At 64.4% G+C, this 17,803-nt stretch carries 15 protein-coding genes; 6 read left to right on the top strand and 9 right to left on the bottom strand.

Going from position 1 to position 17,803, the window contains the following annotated elements; genetic code table 11:
• Positions 1–33: 33 nt before the first annotated feature.
• From ABIB24_RS16190 to ABIB24_RS16165, 6 genes are all read right to left on the bottom strand, one after another.
• Positions 34–3,666 (bottom strand): ATP-binding protein, encoded by a 3,633-nt coding sequence (locus ABIB24_RS16190; protein WP_274079842.1) that lies wholly within the window; start codon positions 3,664–3,666, stop codon positions 34–36.
• An 8-nt stretch (positions 3,667–3,674) separates the two neighbouring features.
• Positions 3,675–4,292: a response regulator transcription factor gene (locus ABIB24_RS16185; protein WP_025338296.1), complete on the bottom strand. Its 618-nt coding sequence runs from the start codon at positions 4,290–4,292 to the stop codon at positions 3,675–3,677.
• A 283-nt stretch (positions 4,293–4,575) separates the two neighbouring features.
• Positions 4,576–5,907: a deoxyguanosinetriphosphate triphosphohydrolase gene (locus ABIB24_RS16180; RefSeq protein ID WP_013971681.1), complete on the bottom strand. Its 1,332-nt coding sequence runs from the start codon at positions 5,905–5,907 to the stop codon at positions 4,576–4,578.
• Between the two features lie 168 nt (positions 5,908–6,075).
• Positions 6,076–6,405: a hypothetical protein gene (locus ABIB24_RS16175; protein WP_013971682.1), complete on the bottom strand. Its 330-nt coding sequence runs from the start codon at positions 6,403–6,405 to the stop codon at positions 6,076–6,078.
• Entirely contained in the window at positions 6,402–6,776 is a 375-nt protein-coding gene (locus ABIB24_RS16170; RefSeq protein ID WP_025338297.1) for a phage holin family protein, read from the bottom strand. The genes ABIB24_RS16175 and ABIB24_RS16170 overlap by 4 nt, the downstream gene beginning before the upstream one ends.
• A gap of 9 nt (positions 6,777–6,785) precedes the next feature.
• Positions 6,786–7,100 carry an ElaB/YgaM/YqjD family protein gene (locus ABIB24_RS16165; RefSeq protein ID WP_025338298.1) on the bottom strand — a complete coding sequence of 105 codons (315 nt, stop codon included), beginning with the start codon at positions 7,098–7,100 and terminating at the stop codon, positions 6,786–6,788.
• 313 nt (positions 7,101–7,413) lie between these two features.
• Between ABIB24_RS16165 and ABIB24_RS16160 the strand changes: the two genes are divergently transcribed.
• The 5 genes from ABIB24_RS16160 (at position 7,414) to ABIB24_RS16140 (ending at position 10,783) form a co-directional block, all read left to right on the top strand.
• Entirely contained in the window at positions 7,414–8,622 is a 1,209-nt protein-coding gene (locus ABIB24_RS16160; protein ID WP_137163331.1) for an ammonium transporter, read from the top strand.
• 71 nt (positions 8,623–8,693) lie between these two features.
• Positions 8,694–8,933: a glutaredoxin family protein gene (locus ABIB24_RS16155; RefSeq protein WP_063913871.1), complete on the top strand. Its 240-nt coding sequence runs from the start codon at positions 8,694–8,696 to the stop codon at positions 8,931–8,933.
• Between the two features lie 108 nt (positions 8,934–9,041).
• Positions 9,042–9,473: a D-Ala-D-Ala carboxypeptidase family metallohydrolase gene (locus ABIB24_RS16150; protein WP_137163332.1), complete on the top strand. Its 432-nt coding sequence runs from the start codon at positions 9,042–9,044 to the stop codon at positions 9,471–9,473.
• A 65-nt stretch (positions 9,474–9,538) separates the two neighbouring features.
• Complete coding sequence (locus tag ABIB24_RS16145; RefSeq protein WP_004376097.1) at positions 9,539–9,847, top strand: hypothetical protein; 309 nt, start codon at positions 9,539–9,541, stop codon at positions 9,845–9,847.
• 51 nt (positions 9,848–9,898) lie between these two features.
• Entirely contained in the window at positions 9,899–10,783 is an 885-nt protein-coding gene (locus tag ABIB24_RS16140; protein ID WP_025338302.1) for a pseudouridine synthase, read from the top strand.
• A gap of 135 nt (positions 10,784–10,918) precedes the next feature.
• Here the strand turns inward: ABIB24_RS16140 and ABIB24_RS16135 are convergent, their stop codons facing one another.
• The 3 genes from ABIB24_RS16135 to acnA form a co-directional block, all read right to left on the bottom strand.
• Positions 10,919–12,484 (bottom strand): methyl-accepting chemotaxis protein, encoded by a 1,566-nt coding sequence (locus ABIB24_RS16135; protein ID WP_025338303.1) that lies wholly within the window; start codon positions 12,482–12,484, stop codon positions 10,919–10,921.
• A gap of 198 nt (positions 12,485–12,682) precedes the next feature.
• A complete protein-coding gene (locus tag ABIB24_RS16130) occupies positions 12,683–13,459 on the bottom strand; it encodes a CPBP family intramembrane glutamic endopeptidase (protein ID WP_274079841.1) in 777 nt (258 codons plus the stop codon).
• A 199-nt stretch (positions 13,460–13,658) separates the two neighbouring features.
• Positions 13,659–16,400 carry an aconitate hydratase AcnA gene (gene acnA / locus ABIB24_RS16125; protein ID WP_274079840.1) on the bottom strand — a complete coding sequence of 914 codons (2,742 nt, stop codon included), beginning with the start codon at positions 16,398–16,400 and terminating at the stop codon, positions 13,659–13,661.
• 216 nt (positions 16,401–16,616) lie between these two features.
• On the opposite strand from acnA, the gene rlmM reads away from it, so the two are divergent.
• Positions 16,617–17,681: a 23S rRNA (cytidine(2498)-2'-O)-methyltransferase RlmM gene (gene rlmM / locus ABIB24_RS16120; protein ID WP_085589413.1), complete on the top strand. Its 1,065-nt coding sequence runs from the start codon at positions 16,617–16,619 to the stop codon at positions 17,679–17,681.
• Positions 17,682–17,803: the final 122 nt, after the last annotated feature.

Here is a 17,803-nt window from a genome sequence, read left to right as displayed (position 1 = left end):
CCTCTTAGGTAATAACGCCGCGCAGTCTACCAGTTAACACGCCTGGCTGCCTGCCTGTGTGCAGGTGCCTGTGGCCAGTTCCTTGGCCAGGGCACGTTCTACCCGGCACATATGCCGCGCCAGTGCCTGGCGCCGCAGGCGTAACTGGTCGGTAGGCAAGCCGCGTGCCTCCAGGGCTTCGCAGGCCTTCATCAGCGCGGGGGCTTCCAGCATCCGCGCGGCGCTGAGCACCTTGTGCGCCTGTTCGGCAATGGCATCGCTGTCGTGCTGCGGATGCAATGCCATCAAGGTGGCCAGGTCGGCCTGCAGGCTCTGCTGCAATGCCTGCAGGAAGCGCTGGCGGTCGTTCGGGTCATGCCCGACCACTGTGGCCAGGCCGTCCAGGTGGTACAGCTTGAGCCGCGGTTTGTGCTGGCGGCGCGGGCGGATGCCGGCCAGGCGCTGGCTGAGCGTGCCCAGGCTGATGGGCTTGAGCAGGCAGTCGTCCATGCCGGCGCTCAGGCACTTTCGGCGTACCTCCGGCTGTGCGTTGGCGGTGTAGCCGAGAATGGTGCAGCGCGGCCGCTTGCCATGGCGTTCCTCGGTACGCACGGCGGTAGCCAGCTGGTAGCCGTTCATGTGCGGCATGTTGCAGTCGAGCACCAGCACATCGAAGTCGCCCGCCCGCCAGGTGGCCAGGCCTTCGCGACCGTCGCGGGCGCTGGTGTGCTCCAGCCCCAGGTAGCCAAGCTGCTGTGCCATCAGTTGCAGGTTGGCCGGGTGGTCGTCGATCACCAGCACGTTCAGCCGTGGGTCGGGCACATCGAGGTTCTCTATCAGCGGGGCCGGCTGCGCCGCAGCGTCAACCCGCTGCAGCGGCATTTTCAGGCGTACCTGGGTGCCGACATCCTCCAGGCTCTTGATGGTCAGGCTGCCGCCCATCATTTCGCACAGGTTGCGACAGATGGCCAGGCCCAGCCCGGTACCCGCGCGGGCGCTCTGGCTATGCGGGTTGGCCTGGATGAACGGGTTGAACAGGCGTTGCAGGTCGTCGGCGTGGATACCGATGCCACTGTCGCGCACTTCCAGCTCCAGCACGGCGGGGGTAGTGCTGCCGTCGTCCACCAGGCCGACGCAGATGCGCACCTGGCCATGCTCGGTGAACTTGATGGCGTTGCTCACCAGGTTGGACAGGACCTGCTTGAAACGCAAGGGGTCGAGCAGGGCATGGCAGCGTGCGGCCGGTGCGATCATCACCTCCAGGGCCAGGCCTTTCTGCCGCGCCTGGCCTTCGAAAATGCGCCCCACCGATTCGACCAGGGCCGCCAGGTCGACGGCCTCCGGGGCGAGGGACAAGTGCCCCGACTCGATGCGCACGATGTCGAGGATATCGCCGATCAGGCCCAGCAGGTCCTTGGCCGAGTGGTGGGCCAGCTCCAGCGCGCAACGGTCTACCCGGCCTTGGTCGGCACGCTTGACTGCCAGTTCGAGCATACCGATGACCGCATTCATCGGGGTGCGGATTTCGTGGCTGATGGTGGCCAGGAACGTGCTTTTGGCGCGGTTCGCATCGTCGGCCTGCTGCTTGGCCTGGCGCAGCTCCATGACCAGATGGCGGCGCTCGCTGATGTCGATCCAGCCACCGATGATGCCTTGCACCTCACCCAGTGAGTCGCGGTACGGCAGGATCCAGTGGTAGATGGTCATCTCCCGGCCCTGGATCCGTAGTGGCCGGTCCATGATCAGTGGCGAGCCTTCGGCCATCACCTTCAGGTAGTCGGCGTGGATCTGCCGGGTCTGCTCGAAATCGGCGAACAGGCTGCCCTCCAGGTTCTTGCCGATGACCTCTTCGGAGCGGGCCTGCACGGCTTCCAGATAGCTGTAGTTGCAGCTTTGCAGGCGGCCCTCGCGATCACGCACGTACATGGGGTGGGGCGTACCGTTGAGCAGGGCGCGCATGAACGCCAACTGGTCGTTCAGCGCCCGTTCGGCGCGTTGCCGCTGGCGAATCTGCAGGCGCAGGCGGGCATTCCACAGCAAGGCCAGCAGCAACAGCACGGCGGTGCCCAGTACCACCTGTATCGCCAGCCGGCGGTAGCCCTGGTCGTTGCCATCCTCGTGCAGGCTGAAGCCGCGCCAGCGGTTGTTGATGACCCCCAGTTCTTCCGGCGAGATGCTCAGCAGCGCCTTGTCGAGGATCGACACCAGCGCCTGTGACGGGGCACTGGTGGCCATGGCGAAGTTGGCGGGTTCGCTGCCGACGGTAGCCCGGATGACCAGTTCGGGGTTGCCGGCCAGCGCGTGGTTGGCGTCGATCAGGGTGGTGATCACCGCATCGACGGCACCGCTGTTGAGCAACGCCATGGAATAGAACGAACTTTCGGTCTCGACCCAGCCGATTTGCGGATGGTGCCGCGACAGCATGGCGTCCATGGCACTGTAGCGGGTAATGGCAATGCGATGCCCCTGCAGTTGCTCCAGCGAGGTGAAGGGCTTTTTGTCCTTGCGGCTGACCAGTACATAGGCGCTTTCCAGGTAGGGCCGGCTGATTTGCAGGTCGTCTTCGTTCACCCCGCCGGTAGCCAGTGCGGCGATGACATCGGCGCGGCCATCCTTGAGGCGGGCAATCATGTCGGCGAGGCCGCTGGCGCGCTGCACTTCGAAACGCAAGCCGGTGCGCAGGCGAATGAGTTCGAGCAGGTCGGCGGTGATACCGCGAAAATGCCCCGAGCCATCGAAATAGGAGACCGGTGCAGCGGTCTCGTCGATCGCCACGCGCATCACCGGGTGATCCTGCAGCCATTGTTCTTCTGCGTCGGTCAGTTGCAGCCTGCGGTCGGTCAGCAGCAGGTCGCTACCGGCGCTCCAGCGCTTGAAGATACTGGCGCGTATGGCCAAGGTCTGTCCGTCCAGGGTGGCGTTCACCATCTCCATCAGCACCCTGTCCTCGTGGCGCAGGGCAAAACCGAAGCCGATGGCTTCGTGCTTGCCGAAACTGGCCATGCGCAGGCGCGGCAGGTGGCCGCGATTGAGCTGGTAGTGGGTGGAAATGGTATCGCCGATGAATACGTCGGCCTGGCCGAACGCCACGGCACTCAGGGCCTGGCTGGACGAGCCGAAGGCCAGCAGCTCGGCCTTGGGGTAGGCGCTTTTCACCTCCTGCCGGGGCAGATAGTGGTAGAGCATGCCCAGGCGCATGCCCGCCAGGCCCATGTCCAGCGCCCGGCTTTCGTCCTCGCGCGTTACCAGCACTGGTTGGTCGATGGCATAGGGGTGCGACAGGGCTAGGTCATCGCTGGCCGCTTCGTAGCCATTGGCGCTGCCAAGCAGGTCGATGTCGCCCTGCCGGAGCGCCTCCACCGCCGCTTGCCGGCTGGAAAAGCGCAGCACCCGCACAGGCAACTGCAGGGCCTTGCCGATCAGGCTCGCGTACTCGGCAGTTAGGCCCTGGTAGTCGCGACCCCCACTGGTGATGTCGAACGGCGGGTAGTCCGGTGCCGAGGTACCCAGCACCAGTTCCTGACGGCCTTCGAGCCATTGACGTTGTTCGCTGGTGAGGGCAGGCAGTGCCGGCCTGGCCGATGAGCGTGCCAGCAAGGCATAGGACGAGGCCTCGTGATGGGTAGCCTGTGCCACGCCGCTGAACAGAAGCAGGGTGAGCAGCAGGCGAACGATAAGGCGCACCATGACTACCCTCAGACCAGCGCGTTGCGTTTGGCCATTTCGATCAGGTCGACCAGCGTATTGACCTGAAGTTTGTGCATTAGGCGCTTCTTGTAGGTACTGACGGTCTTGCTGCTGAGAAACATGCCCTTGGCAATTTCCTTGTTGCTGCGGCCTTGGGCGAAGAGTTGCAGCACCATCAGTTCGCGGTCATTCACCTGGCGGAAAAGTTGCAAGTCGGCATCTACCGCCTGGTCATGCTTGATTGCCTGGCTGGGGAAGTAGTTGTAACCGGCCAGCACGGCCTTGATTGCACTGAGCAGTTCGCTCAGGTCTTCCTGCTTGCACACGTAGCCTGCAGCACCGGAGTGCATGCAGCGTACGGCAAACAATGCGGGAGACTGCGCGGTCAGTACCAGCACCTTCAGGGGCAGGGCCATGGCCTGGAAGCGGGCAAGCACCTCCAGCCCGTCTAGCTTGGGGATGCTGATGTCGAGAATGACCAGGTCGGGGGCGGTTTCGCGAATCATCTGCATGGCGTCCACGCCGTTGTCCGACTCGCCGACAACTTTGTAATTCTGGTTTTCCAGCAACATACGAACGGCCAGGCGGATGACGGGGTGGTCGTCGACGATAAATATGGAATGCATGTTCAACTTCCCTGCGGGCTATTGAGGGTGACAGGCGGCACCATATCGCAGTTGGAAGTCATCGGGCATGCGAGGAAGGGCTATTAGCCCTATATGGGAAATGGCTTACAAGATAAAACAAAACGGGCTACGAGGCAGGCGCGTTTAACTCGATGTCAAAGCGTGATTGGTAACTTTTCATTTGTTTTTATTCGTGCTGTTTAACTTGCTGCCAATATATGTAGGAAGTTTCCCACAATACACGGTGCAGCTCCGGGCGATGCCCGGGCTGCACCGGCAGTGCTCAGGTCGGGCTGGAGCGCCCGGTCATTTCCCGGGCCATTTCGCTGGCATAGCTGTCGGTCATCCCGGCGATGAAGTCGATCATGCGCAGGAAGGCGCTGTGCAGCGAGCCGTGTGGATCGGGGGCATTGTTGCCGATCAGGTCCAGTACCCGGCGGCTCTTGAACGACGGCGTGCGTCCGCCGTGCTGTTCGAGGGCGGCGCCGCAGAAGGTGTTCAGCAGAATCTCCAGCGTGGTGTAGGCGCCGATCTCGTGCAGGGTCTTGCGCTTGTCCTGGAAGATCTTGTTGCGTGCCATGTCCTTGGCCTGCAGCACGCAGCGCTTGGCCGGGCCATGCATGTGTTCGACCAGGTCGCCCGCCAGCTGGCCGGCCAGCAAGGCTTGCTGCTGCTCGACGAAGGCGCGGGCGGCAGCGTTGGTCAGGTGCTCGATGGCCTTGCCGCGCAGGATCGCCAGCTTGCGCCGCCGGGAGTCGCCTGGGCCGAGCTGACGGTAGGTTTCCGGCAGGTCATCGCCGACCAGGTCGAGCAGCAGCGCTTCGACTTCCGCGTACTGCAGCAACTCCATTTCCAGGCCGTCTTCCAGGTCGATCAGCGCGTAGCAGATGTCATCCGCAGCCTCCATCAGGTAGACCAGCGGGTGGCGCGCCCAGCGCTGATGTTCCAGTTGCGGCAGGCCGAGCTTGCGGGCGATCTGTTCGAGCAGCGGCAGTTCGCTCTGGTAACTGCCGAACTTGTGCTTCTTGTAGCCCAGGGCGTCGGCGTGGCGTGCGCTCCACGGGTACTTCAGGTAAGTGCCGAGGGTGGCATAGGTCAGCCGGGTACCGCCGTCGAACTGGTGGTACTCCAGCTGGGTGAGTACGCGAAAGCCTTGGGCGTTGCCTTCGAAGTTGAGGAAGTCGGCGCGCTCGTCGTCGCTCATGTCGTCCAGCCAGCCACGCCCGGCGGCCTGCTGGAACCAGTGGCGGATGGCGTCTTCGCCAGAGTGGCCGAACGGTGGGTTGCCGATGTCATGGGCCAGGCAGGCCGACTGCACGATCATCCCCAGGTCGCTGGGGGCGCACCAGTCCGGCAGGCTGTCGCGCAGGGTTTCGCCGACGCGCATGCCCAGCGAGCGGCCGACGCAGCTGACTTCCAGCGAGTGGGTCAGGCGTGTGTGGATATGGTCGTTGCTGGAAACCGGGTGCACCTGGGTCTTGCGCCCTAGGCGGCGGAAGGCACCGGAGAAGATGATGCGGTCGTGGTCCTTGTGGAAGGGGCTGCGCCCGAGTTCATCGGCGCTGTACAGGGCTTTGCCCAGGCGTTCGCGGGTGAGCAGGGTGTGCCAGTCCAAGGCGCGGTCTCCTGTAGGTCGAAGGCAGCAGCATATCCTGTAGGAGCGGCCTTGTGTCGCGAAAGGGCCGCAACGCGGCCCCAGGATTTCAGCAATAGTGCACAAATTGTCGGGGCTGCTATGCAGCCCTGTCGCGACACAAGGCCGCTCCTACAGGGACCGCGATGGTTAGGGGCGGCGGCTGCCTTGCAGGTACAGGCGCAGCAGCGGCAGCAGGCTGGTGCCCAGGCGCAACAGCCGCGCCAGGTTGCCGCTGCGCACGCCCTTGCCGGTGAGGAAACCCAGCGCCACCACGGCGCCAATCCCCCACAGCGGCGCATGCTTGATGCCCAGCCCGTCGTGCAGCGAGCTGCCCATGCCGCGCACGCGGCGCAGCGGCTCAAGCAACTGTGCGGACTCGTGGCGGATTTCCTGGCGGTGCATTTCCATGCGCAGGCGCAGCAGCGCCTTGCGCAGTTCCCGCGGGTTTCGGGTGTTTGGCAGTTCTGGCAGGCTCATGGCAACAGGCGCTCCCGGTCCTTGGCAAGTTCCTCGAGGGTGGCGCCGAAGGGCGACGACTCGTCGAACACCGCTGCCTTCAGGCGCAGGCCGCAATACAGCGCGGCGATGCCGTAGAACACGCACAGGCCGATGATGCCGGCCAGGCGATAGCTGTCCCACAGCAATACCAGCAACAGCCCGGACAGCGCCGTCAGCAGCAGCAGGGCGAATACCAGGGCCAGGCCGGCGAACAGCAGCAGGCTCAAGGTGCGGCCCTTCTGCTCCTGCAACTCGATGCCAAACAGTTCGATATGGCTGTGCAGCAGCCCCAGGGCAGCCGCGCCCAGGCGCCTGCCCGAGGCGCTGGCGCCGTTGGCGTCGTTCTCCATGGGAACCCCTTAGCGCCGGTTGGCCAGCAGGCCGATCAACAGGCCGACGCCAGCGGCAATGCCGATCGCCTGCCATGGTTTTTCCTGCACGTACTGTTCGGCACTGCCCAGTGCTGCCTGGCCGCGCTCGCGCACCGAGTCCTGGGTCAGCTGCAGGCTTTCGCGGGCCTGGGCCAGGCGGTCGTGGATCTGTTCACGCAACTCGTCAGCCTGGTCGCCGGCCAGGTTGGCGGTGTCGGCCAGCAGCTTCTCGGTGTCACGGACCAATGCCTGGAAGTCAGCCATCAATATCTCTTGTGCAGTCTTTGCCGATTTGCTGGCCATGGGTGTCTCCCTGTCGATGAGTGTTGGTAGTTCGAGTGATAGCACGCGCGGAAGGTTCAAGTGCCGGCGCTGGTATGGGCCTTGCTAAGGCTTTGCCACGTTGCGGGGCGCCCCAGGCAGGTATTGCGCCGATTAGGGGCGCCAGCGCAGCGGATACCGATAAACCTTAACCCAATCCACGACAAACCCAAGAAAAAACCACGCAGGCTCCGCCCGGCTCACCGAAACAGGGCAGGGGGCTGGCACCGATTCGGTGCAGGGATGCAGGTTCTTGAACTGTCCTGGTGCCTTTTTCAGCAGGTCTGCCTATTTCATGGAAAACATGCACAGCGCGATGGACTCCCTGGTCCATGGTTCCAACACCCTGTTCATTCTCATGGGCGCCATTCTGGTGCTGGCCATGCACGCCGGCTTCGCGTTTCTCGAAGTGGGCACGGTGCGCCACAAGAACCAGGTCAACGCCTTGTCGAAAATTCTCAGCGACTTCGCTATCTCGGCATTGGTGTACTTCTTCATCGGCTACTGGATCGCCTACGGGGTCAACTTCTTCCAGCCAGCGGCGGCGCTGGCGGCCGACCATGGCTATGCGCTGGTCAAGTGCTTCTTCCTGCTGACCTTTGCAGCGGCGATCCCGGCGATCATCTCCGGGGGCATCGCCGAGCGGGCGCGCTTCGTGCCGCAACTGTGTGCCACGGCGTTGATCGTGGCGTTCATCTACCCGTTCTTCGAGGGCGTGGTGTGGAACGGCAACCTGGGCGTTCAGGCCTGGTTGCAGGCACGCTTCGGCGCGCCGTTCCATGACTTTGCCGGCTCGGTGGTGGTGCATGCCATGGGTGGTTGGCTGGCGCTGGCGGCGGTGCTGCTGCTGGGCGCACGCCGCGGGCGCTACCGCGATGGCCGGCTAGTGGCGTTTGCGCCGTCGAGCATTCCCTTCCTGGCATTGGGGTCGTGGATCCTGATCATCGGCTGGTTCGGCTTCAACGTCATGAGTGCCCAGACCTTGCAGGGTGTCAGCGGCCTGGTGGCGATCAACTCGCTGATGGCCATGGTCGGTGGCACCCTGTCGGCCTTGCTGGCCGGGCGTAACGACCCGGGCTTCCTGCATAACGGGCCGCTGGCCGGGCTGGTAGCGGTTTGTGCCGGTTCCGACCTGATGCACCCGATTGGTGCGCTGGCCACCGGCTTGGTGGCGGGTGCGCTGTTCGTCTGGACCTTCACCGCGGCGCAGAACCGCTGGAAGATCGACGATGTGCTGGGGGTGTGGCCGTTGCATGGCCTGTGCGGTGTCTGGGGTGGCATGGCCTGCGGCATCTTCGGCCAGGAGGTGCTGGGTGGCATGGGCGCTGTCAGCCTGGTCAGCCAGTTGCTGGGCAGCCTGATGGGCGTGGTGGTGGCATTGGCCGGCGGTTTTGCCGTGTATGGTGCAATCCGCGCGCTGCACGGGCTGCGCTTGAGCCATGAGCAGGAGTTCCAGGGCGCGGACCTGTCGCTGCACCGTATCGGCGCCACCAGCCAGGATTGAGCCAGGTCAGGTGCACGGACGGCAGGACAGACCTAGAATAGGTTTCTCCCTGCCAAAGCGGACTTGCCCCCATGCTGCCTGAATGCCAACTGTTCGGCACCCTCGGCTGCCACCTGTGTGAAGTGGCCGAGGCCGTGCTGATGCCCTTTGTCGACCATGGCCTGCTGGTAGAACTGGTCGACATTGCCGAGAACGAAGCCCTGTTCGAACGCTATGGCCTGATCATTCCGGTGCTGCGCCGCTGTGACAATGGCGCCGAGCTGCACTGGCCGTTCGATGCCGAACAGGTGGTGGCGTTTCTCGCGCAGTAATCGCGCAAGGGGAGGTCTGTCCCTGCTCCATGCGGCGTGCTGCGTTGTGATGATCCGCTGCCGGCACGTTGAGGCCGGCATCCTTCAGCTGTCATCAGGAACCCAGCCATGCTCATTTCCCCCCATTTCACCCTCGATGAAATGACCGTTTCTCAGCTCGCCGCCAGGGAAGGGCTCGACAACAATCCTCCAGCCGAAGCGCGTGCCAACCTGCAGTTGCTGTGCAATGCACTGGAGCAGGTGCGCGCGTTGTTCGGTGCACCGGTCATCGTCAGCAGCGGCTATCGCAGCCCCGCAGTCAACCAGCGCATTGGCGGGGCGCTGGCGAGCAAGCATCTGCAGGGGCTGGCGGCTGACTTCACGGTGATTGAAGTCAGCCCGCGCGAGGTGGTGCGCCGGATCAGCGAAAGCGCCATCCCCTTCGACCAGCTGATCCTCGAATTCGATAACTGGGTGCACCTGGCCGTGTCGCGTAGCGACCCCCGGCGCCAGGTGCTGACCATCCGCAAAGGCACCGGCTATCTGCCGGGGCTGCAATGAAGCGCATTGACGGCGGCAAGGGGATGTTCGTATGCTGTATATAAATACAGTGTCGAGGTGAAGCCATGCTCAATGTCGAGCAACTCAAGTACAGCGTCAACCGCATGCCCGTCGAGCGGGTGGCCGACGCTGTTCTGGAACTGCGCCTCGAAGGCCTGGTGACCGACGACCGTACGCCGTTCGGCAAGGTCCACTTCAATACCTGCTTCGCCGAGATCGAGGCCCTGTTCCAGCGTGCCGGCTACCACCGTGGGCTGGACGTGGTGGGGTACCAGGGGTTGCTGTATGCCCTCTACGACCCTGGGCGCTGGGAGCCGGTGCAGGTGTTGCGCTGGCTAAAGGAGCGCTGCGAGGCCATTGCCCAGGCTGGTTGAGGGCGCGGGCTTGGGGGATAATGCGCGGCCGTGAACGTTTCGAGCCCTGCCATGACCACGCCTTTCGACCCCGCCCGCCAGCAAGCCAGCACGGTGTGCCTGCCCCCCGGTAATTGGGCGACGGTGCTCGACTGCCTGTGTGACCATTTCAAGGCCATCGACCGCGCCCAGTGGCTCGACCGCTTTGCCCGGGGCCGGGTGCTGGATGCCGAGGGGCGGGCGGTTTCTGCCGAACTGCCTTACAAGCGCGGTATGCGTTTGCACTACTTCCGTGAGGTGCCGAACGAGCGGCCGATCCCGGTGCAGGAGACCGTACTGCATGTGGATGAGCACCTGGTGGTAGCCGACAAGCCGCATTTCCTGCCAGTGACGCCGACTGGCGAATACGTCGAACAGACCTTGCTGCGCCGCCTCATCCGCCGCCTGGGCAACCCGCATCTGGTGCCGTTGCACCGTATCGACCGGCATACCGCCGGGCTTGTGCTGTTTTCCGCCAACCCGCAGAGCCGCAGTGCCTACCAGCGGCTGTTCCCCGAACGACGTATCGACAAGCGCTACCAGGCCATTGCCGCGGCCATGCCGCAGCACGATTTCCCGCTGGTGCACAAAAGCCGCCTGGTTCATGGCGAGCCGTTTTTCCGCATGCATGAGGTAGAGGGGGAGGCCAACAGCGAAACCCTGGCCGAAGTGCTGGAGAAGAATGGCGAGCTGTGGCGTTACGGGCTGTCGCCGGTGACTGGCAAGACCCATCAGTTGCGTGTGCACATGGCGGCATTGGGGGCGGGGATCTGCAATGACCCGTTCTATCCGCAGTTGGTCAACGAAGAGGATGACTACCAGCGGCCACTGAAGTTGCTGGCGCAGAGCCTGCGCTTTGCAGACCCGCTGAGCGGGGAAGAGCGCTACTTCGAGAGCTGCTTGCAGCTGGATTGGTAGTCTGGACGGGGTCGTTGTAGGAGCGGCCTTGTGTCGCGATGGGCCGCGAAGCGGCCCCGGCATTTTTTGCATCACCGCTGAACTCCTGGGGCCGCTTCGCGGCCCATCGCGACACAAGGCCGCTCCTACAGGGCCCTAGCGGTTGAACCGCTCCACCAGCGAGTACTGGGTGCCCGCCGTGCTGGTCAGCTCTTCGCTGAGCAGCGCCGAGTGCTGGGCCTGTTCGGCAGTCTGGTCGGCCAGGTCGGCGATGGTGCTGATGTTGCGGCTGATCTCGTCAGCCACTGCAGTCTGCTCCTCGGTCGCCGCAGCAATCTGGGTGGCCATGTCGGTAATGTTGGCTACCGCTTCACTGATGCCCACCAGCGCCTCGTCGGCCTGCATCACACGGTCGACGCCTTCCTGCGCTTGGCGATGGCCGGTTTCCATGGTCAGCACGGCATTGCTGGCGGTTTGTTGCAGCTTGGCGATCAGGCCGTGGATCTGCCCGGTGGATTCGGCGGTGCGCTGGGCCAGCTGGCGTACCTCGTCGGCCACCACGGCAAAGCCTCGGCCCATTTCACCGGCACGTGCCGCTTCGATGGCCGCGTTCAGCGCCAGCAGGTTGGTCTGGTCGGCGATGCCCTTGATCACATCGACCACGCCACCAATCTCGTCGCTGTCCTTGGCCAGTTGCGTCACCGTCTGGCCGGTCTCGCCCACCGCCGCCGACAGGCGCTCGATGGCCTCGCGGGTTTCACCGGCAATCTGCCGGCCCTGGCTGGTCAGGCGGTTGGCTTCCTGGGTGGCATCGGCGGTGCGCTGCACGTGGTTGGCCACTTCCTGGGTGGTGGCGGCCATCTGGTTGACCGCAGCGGCAACCTGCTCGGTCTCCACCCGCTGGCGTTCCAGGCCCGAAGAACTCTTGTGCGCCAGCTCGTCGGACTGGCGCGCCTGTTCGCTGAGGTGTTCGGCGCTGTCCTGCAGGCGGGTCAGGCAGGTTTTCATGCGCGCGTCCTGGCTGAGCATGGCCATTTCCAGGCGCGCCTGCACGCCACGGCTGTCGGTGTACATCTGCGCGATCAGCGGGTCGGAAGTGGTCTGTTCGGCCAGGCGCAGCAGGCGCTTGAGGCCGCGCTGCTGCCAGCTCAGGCCCAGCAGGCCCAGCGGTACGGAAAGCCCGGCAGCCAGGGCGAAGCCCCAGGAATGGCCCAGCCAGTTGCCGATCAGGAAGCCCACCTGGCTGATCAGGATGAACGGCAACCAGTCCTGCAGCACCGGCAGCCACTTGTCCCGGCGTGGTACCGGCGGCTTGCCCTGGTTGATGCGCTGGTACAGCGCCTCGGCGCGGCGGACCTGCTCGGCGGTAGGCTTGACCCGTACCGACTCGAAGCCCACCACCTGGTTGTTGTCGAAGATCGGCGTGACATAGGCGTTGACCCAGTAGTGGTCACCGGACTTGCAGCGGTTCTTGACGATACCCATCCACGGCTGGCCCTGCTTGAGGGTTTGCCACATGTGGGCAAACACCGCTGGCGGCACGTCGGGGTGGCGCACCAGGTTGTGCGGCGCACCGGTCAGCTCTTCGCGGGTGAAACCACTGATCTCGATGAAGGCATCGTTGCAGTAAGTGATCACACCTTTGGCATTGGTGGTGGAGATCAACCGCTGCTGGGCAGGGAAAGTCCGTTCTCTCTGGGTAATCGGCTGGTTGTTACGCATGGGTTGATAGTCCGCAGGGCTTTCGACAGGTATCGGCAAGCCGCTGGTTTTATTGAATGAATAATTAATGTGCTTGATCTGTGGCAATAAGCCATCACTTGATCTGGGTTAGCCAGCGAGCACGTTCAAGCAAGTTGGCGTCATTATTGCGTTTTTACTGCTGTTTCATGACGTATAAGTCGAATGATGACCGATTAGCTAGCCAAGAGCCAGCATCGGATAGCTGAACAGGGTGAAGTGCACCAGGTTCAGGCCGAAATGGCAGAGCACCGCCGCCGCCACGCCGCCCCAGCGGTACGCCAGGCCGTAGCCGATACCGGCAAGGGTGGCCAGGTACACCCATTGCCAGCCGGCCCCCAGGTGGGCCAGGCCGAACAGCAAGGCGGCGGCGAACAATGCCAACCCTTGGTGGCGCAGTAGCCGTTGCAGGCCGGCCTGGATGTAACCGCGGAACAACAGTTCTTCGGTCAGGCTTACCAGCAGCAGGTTGTTCAGCAGCCAGAGCCAGGCCTGGTCGGGCCATTTCGGGGCCCAGGCCAGCATGCCCAGTGCCCAGGCGCCGCCCAGGCAGGCGAGCAGGGTCAGGGGCAGGGCGTACAGCAGGCTGGTCGCCATGCCCTGGCTGCGCCACAGGAACAGCCAAGGGCAGGCCAGCAGCAGCCAGGCGCCGATCAGCGGTTTGTCCAGGTTCAGGTACATCGTGAAGGGCAGGGCGCCGGGGCTGAGGACAACGCCGTCGATGACCTTGGCAGCGTTGAAGCCGGGCAGCCAGTGCAATGCCAGGGCGATGGCCAGGAGGATGAACAACGTGTGGCCGAGGGCTTGTTGCCAGCGCTGGGGGCGGCGAGCGAGCAGGGCGCTGGCAAGCAGGGCGAGAAAGGTGGGCAGGGTGGTGATGCCGAGGTTGCCCTGGCTCAGGGCGAGGGTGTAGCCGAGTGCCAGGAGTGAAAGTGCGATCAGGTGGAAGCGAGGCACGAGTGGTCCTTTTCGGGTAAACGGAAACGGGCCGCTACGCGTCGTCTGTAGGAGCGGCCTTGTGTCGCGATGGGCCGCATAGCGGCCCCAGATTTCAGCTTCGCCGCCGCTAACGAGCGGGGCCGCTGCGCGCCCCATCGCGACACAAGGCCGCTCCTACAGGCGATCGGCGTGCACAGCAGCCCCAAGCATACCCGCCTCAACCCGCAATCAGCTGGCGCAACACGTAATGCAATATCCCCCCCGCCTTGAAGTACTCCACCTCATTCACGGTATCGATCCGGCACAGCACCTCGATCTGCTCCTGCTGCCCATCCTCGCGGGTGATGCGCAACGGCAGGCTCATGCCCGGGCAGATCTGTGCGCCGTTCAAGCCAAGCACATCGATCTTCTCCTTGCCGGTCAGCCCCAGTTGCTTGCGGTTGTGCCCGGCCTTGAACTGCAGCGGCAGTACGCCCATGCCTACCAGGTTGGAGCGGTGAATGCGCTCGAAGCTTTCCGCCAGTACCGCTTTGACCCCCAGCAGGTTGGTGCCCTTGGCGGCCCAGTCGCGGCTCGAGCCGGTGCCGTATTCCTGGCCGGCGATCACCACCAGCGGAGTGCCTTCCTGCTGGTAGCGCATGGCCGCGTCGTAGATCGACAGCTTCTCGCCACTGGGCACGTGCAGGGTGTTGCCACCTTCTTCGCCCGCCAGCATTTCGTTGCGGATGCGGATGTTGGCGAAGGTGCCGCGCATCATCACTTCATGGTTGCCACGCCGCGAGCCGTAGGAGTTGAAGTCGCGGGGCTCCACGCCCTGCTCACGCAGGTAGCGCCCGGCCGGGCTGTCGGCCTTGATGTTGCCGGCCGGGGAAATATGGTCGGTGGTCACCGAGTCACCCAGCAGCGCCAGGATCCGCGCACCCTGGATGTCGGTGATCTGCGGGGGCGGCCCGCCGATGTCGTCGAAGAACGGCGGATGCTGGATATAGGTGGAGTCGGCCTGCCACACGTAGGTGGCCGCCTGCGGTACCTCGATGGCCTGCCACTGTGCATCGCCGGCGAACACCTCGGCGTACTCCTTGTGGAACATCGCCGTGTCGACCTTGGCCACGGCAGCGGCGATTTCCTGCTGGCTGGGCCAGATATCGCGCAGGTACACCGGCTGGCCATCCTTGCCGGTGCCCAGCGGGTCGCAGGTCAGGTCCAGGCGCACGCTGCCGGCCAGGGCATAGGCCACCACCAGCGGCGGCGAGGCCAGCCAGTTGGTCTTGACCAGCGGGTGCACGCGGCCTTCGAAGTTGCGGTTGCCCGACAACACCGAAGCCACCGTGAGGTCGGCGCTGCCGATGGCTTTTTCGATCGCTTCATCCAGCGGGCCGGAGTTGCCGATGCAGGTGGTGCAGCCATAGCCGACCAGATCGAACCCCAATTGGTCCAGATAGGTGGTGAGCCCGGCGGCCTTGAAGTAGTCGGTGACCACCTTGGAACCCGGCGCCAGCGAGCTCTTGACCCAGGGTTTGCGTTGCAGGCCTTTTTCCAGGGCCTTTTTCGCCACCAGCCCGGCGGCCATCATCACGCTGGGGTTGGAGGTGTTGGTACACGAGGTGATCGCGGCAATCACCACGGCGCCATCGCGCAGTGTGTGGGTCTGGCCTTGATGGCTGTAGTCGATCTCCCCCGCCTGGTCGGCGTTGCCCACCGCCACGCCGCCGCCACCTTCGCTTTCCAGGCGGCTGACCTCTTTGGCCAGCGGCTTGGGTTGCAGTTCGATGAAGTGGTCGAAGGCCTGGCTGACCTGGCCCAGGGCTACCCGGTCCTGCGGCCTCTTGGGCCCTGCCAGGCTGGCCTCGACCTCGTGCATGTCCAGCGCCAGGCTGTCGCTGAACAGTGGCTCCTGGCCGGGCTGCCGCCACAGGCCCTGGGCTTTGCAGTACTGCTCGACCAGTTGCACGGTCGCCTCGGGGCGGCCGGACAGGCGCAGGTAGTCCAGGGTCACCTGGTCGACCGGGAAGAAGCCGCAGGTGGCGCCGTATTCCGGGGCCATGTTGGCGATGGTCGCACGGTCGGCCAAGGGCAGCTCGGCCAGGCCATCACCATAAAACTCGACGAACTTGCCCACCACGCCCTTCTTGCGCAGCATCTGCGTCACCGTCAGCACCAGGTCGGTGGCGGTGATGCCTTCGCGCAGCTTGCCGGTCAGCTTGAAGCCGATCACTTCGGGGATCAGCATCGACACCGGCTGGCCGAGCATCGCCGCCTCCGCTTCGATGCCGCCCACGCCCCAGCCGAGCACGCCCAGGCCGTTGATCATGGTGGTATGCGAATCGGTACCGACCAGGGTGTCGGGGAAGGCGTAGGTGCGGCCATCGGCCTCACGGGTCCAGACGGTGCGGCCGAGGTATTCGAGGTTGACCTGGTGGCAGATGCCGGTGCCCGGCGGTACCACGCGGAAGTTGTCGAAGGCGCTCTGGCCCCAGCGCAGGAAGGCATAGCGCTCGCCGTTGCGCTGCATTTCGATGTCGACGTTCTCGCTGAAGGCCTGCGGCGTGCCGTAGCGATCGACCATCACCGAATGGTCGATCACCAGGTCCACGGGTGACAGCGGGTTGATCCGCTGCGGGTCGCCGCCGGCCTTGGCCATGGCTGCGCGCATGGCGGCCAGGTCGACCACGGCCGGCACACCGGTGAAGTCCTGCATCAGCACCCGCGCCGGGCGGTACTGGATCTCGCGGTCGGAGCGTCGCTCGCCCAGCCATTGGGCGAGGGCGCGCAGGTCGTCGCCGGTGACGGTCTTGCCGTCTTCCCAGCGCAGCAGGTTTTCCAGCAGCACCTTCAGCGACATGGGCAGGCGCTGCAGGTCGCCCAGTTGGCGGGCGGCTTCGGTGAGGCTGAAGTAGTGGTAGGTCTTGTCGCCGACCTGTAGGGATTTGAGGGTATTCAGGCTATCGAGCGAGGGCATTGCCAACTCCTTCTGCGCCGGTGCCTGGCAAGATCTGCCGGTGGCACCGCTCTGTATCGATCCGCACGGCACGGACCTGGCTGAAAGGTCAGGTTAGACCGCTTTGCGCCACCTGACCCTTTTCTGGACCGGCGGGGCGTGTCGCAGGTTCCGATCTTCCTTTATCATCGCCGCCCTGCCGGCGCCTGTGGCGCGCCAGCCGTAGTGGAGTGAGAGATGAATACCCTGTTCATGCATTGCCGGCCCGGTTTCGAGGGTGAGGTGTGCGCCGAAATCAGCGAACATGCCGCCCGCCTGGGTGTTGCCGGCTATGCCAAAGGCAAGCCGCAAAGTGCCAGTGCCGAGTTTGTCTGTAGCGAGGAGGGCGGTGCCGAGCGGTTGATGGGGGAACTGCGCTTCAACCAGCTGATTTTCCCGCGGCAGTGGGCCCGTGGCGGTTATGTCGAACTGCCGGAAAGCGACCGCATCAGTGTGCTGCTGGCGCACCTGGCCGGGTTCCCGGTGTTTGGCAGCCTGTGGCTGGAGGTGCTGGACAGCAACGAAGGCAAGGAACTGTCCACCTTCTGCCGCAAGTTCGAGGTGCCGCTGCGCAAGGCTTTGGAAAAGGCCGGCCGCCTGGTCGACGACCCCAGCCGCCCACGCCTGCTGCTCACCTTCATCAGCGGCCGCCGGGTATTTGCCGGTGTTGCCCCGGCCAACAACAGTGCGCTGTGGCCCATGGGCATCCCGCGCCTGAAATTCCCCCGCGAGGCACCCAGCCGCTCGACGCTCAAGCTGGAAGAGGCCTGGCACCAGTTCATCCCGCGCGAGCAGTGGGAGCAGCGCCTGGGCGATGACATGACCGGTGTCGACCTGGGGGCCTCGCCGGGTGGCTGGACCTACCAGCTGGTGCGCCGGGGCATGCTGGTGACCGCCATCGACAACGGGCCGATGGCCGAAAGCCTGATGGACACCGGGTTGGTTCAGCACCTGATGGCCGATGGTTTCACCTGGCAACCGAAGCAGCCGGTGGACTGGATGGTGTGCGACATTGTCGAGAAACCGGCGCGTACCACCTCGCTGATCGAGACCTGGCTGGGCGAGGGGTTGTGTCGTGAAGCTGTGGTCAACCTGAAGCTGCCGATGAAACAGCGCTATGCCGAAGTACGCCGGCTGCTCGACCGCATGGAGGCGACCTTCAAGGCGCGCAAGATCAAGGTGTCGATTGCTTGCAAGCAGCTGTATCACGACCGCGAGGAAGTGACCTGCCATCTGCGCCGGTTGGACTTGAAGCCGCGCTAGCACAGCGAACTGCTTTGCTCTTGCTCTTGCTCTTGCTTCGGCTTTTGCTTCTAAGCGCGCGATAGTTCAGGCGCCGCCGATTGCGACTTCAGGAGGCCGAGCGAAGGGACTGCGGAGGGAGG

Origin of the sequence: Pseudomonas sp. UYEF17, assembly GCF_040546125.1 — a bacterium.
In the GTDB taxonomy this organism is placed as follows: Bacteria; Pseudomonadota; Gammaproteobacteria; order Pseudomonadales; family Pseudomonadaceae; genus Aquipseudomonas; species Aquipseudomonas putida_Z.
Note: the sequence above shows the minus strand (reverse complement) of the source record. Positions and strands in the feature narration are given on the sequence as shown.

Bases quoted from the DNA above. Each gene is read 5' to 3' on its own strand.
- ABIB24_RS16190 (WP_274079842.1), bottom strand. From the start codon at position 3,666: ATGGTGCGCCTTATCGTTCGCCTGCTGCTCACCCTGCTTCTGTTCAGC.
- ABIB24_RS16155 (WP_063913871.1), top strand. From the start codon at position 8,694: ATGCTGCCTGAATGCCAACTGTTCGGCACCCTCGGCTGCCACCTGTGT.
- ABIB24_RS16140 (WP_025338302.1), top strand. From the start codon at position 9,899: ATGACCACGCCTTTCGACCCCGCCCGCCAGCAAGCCAGCACGGTGTGC.
- ABIB24_RS16135 (WP_025338303.1), bottom strand. From the start codon at position 12,484: ATGCGTAACAACCAGCCGATTACCCAGAGAGAACGGACTTTCCCTGCC.
- rlmM (WP_085589413.1), top strand. From the start codon at position 16,617: ATGAATACCCTGTTCATGCATTGCCGGCCCGGTTTCGAGGGTGAGGTG.
- ABIB24_RS16185 (WP_025338296.1), bottom strand. From the start codon at position 4,292: ATGCATTCCATATTTATCGTCGACGACCACCCCGTCATCCGCCTGGCC.
- ABIB24_RS16165 (WP_025338298.1), bottom strand. From the start codon at position 7,100: ATGGCCAGCAAATCGGCAAAGACTGCACAAGAGATATTGATGGCTGAC.
- ABIB24_RS16150 (WP_137163332.1), top strand. From the start codon at position 9,042: ATGCTCATTTCCCCCCATTTCACCCTCGATGAAATGACCGTTTCTCAG.
- ABIB24_RS16175 (WP_013971682.1), bottom strand. From the start codon at position 6,405: ATGAGCCTGCCAGAACTGCCAAACACCCGAAACCCGCGGGAACTGCGC.
- ABIB24_RS16145 (WP_004376097.1), top strand. From the start codon at position 9,539: ATGCTCAATGTCGAGCAACTCAAGTACAGCGTCAACCGCATGCCCGTC.
- acnA (WP_274079840.1), bottom strand. From the start codon at position 16,400: ATGCCCTCGCTCGATAGCCTGAATACCCTCAAATCCCTACAGGTCGGC.
- ABIB24_RS16160 (WP_137163331.1), top strand. From the start codon at position 7,414: ATGGAAAACATGCACAGCGCGATGGACTCCCTGGTCCATGGTTCCAAC.
- ABIB24_RS16170 (WP_025338297.1), bottom strand. From the start codon at position 6,776: ATGGAGAACGACGCCAACGGCGCCAGCGCCTCGGGCAGGCGCCTGGGC.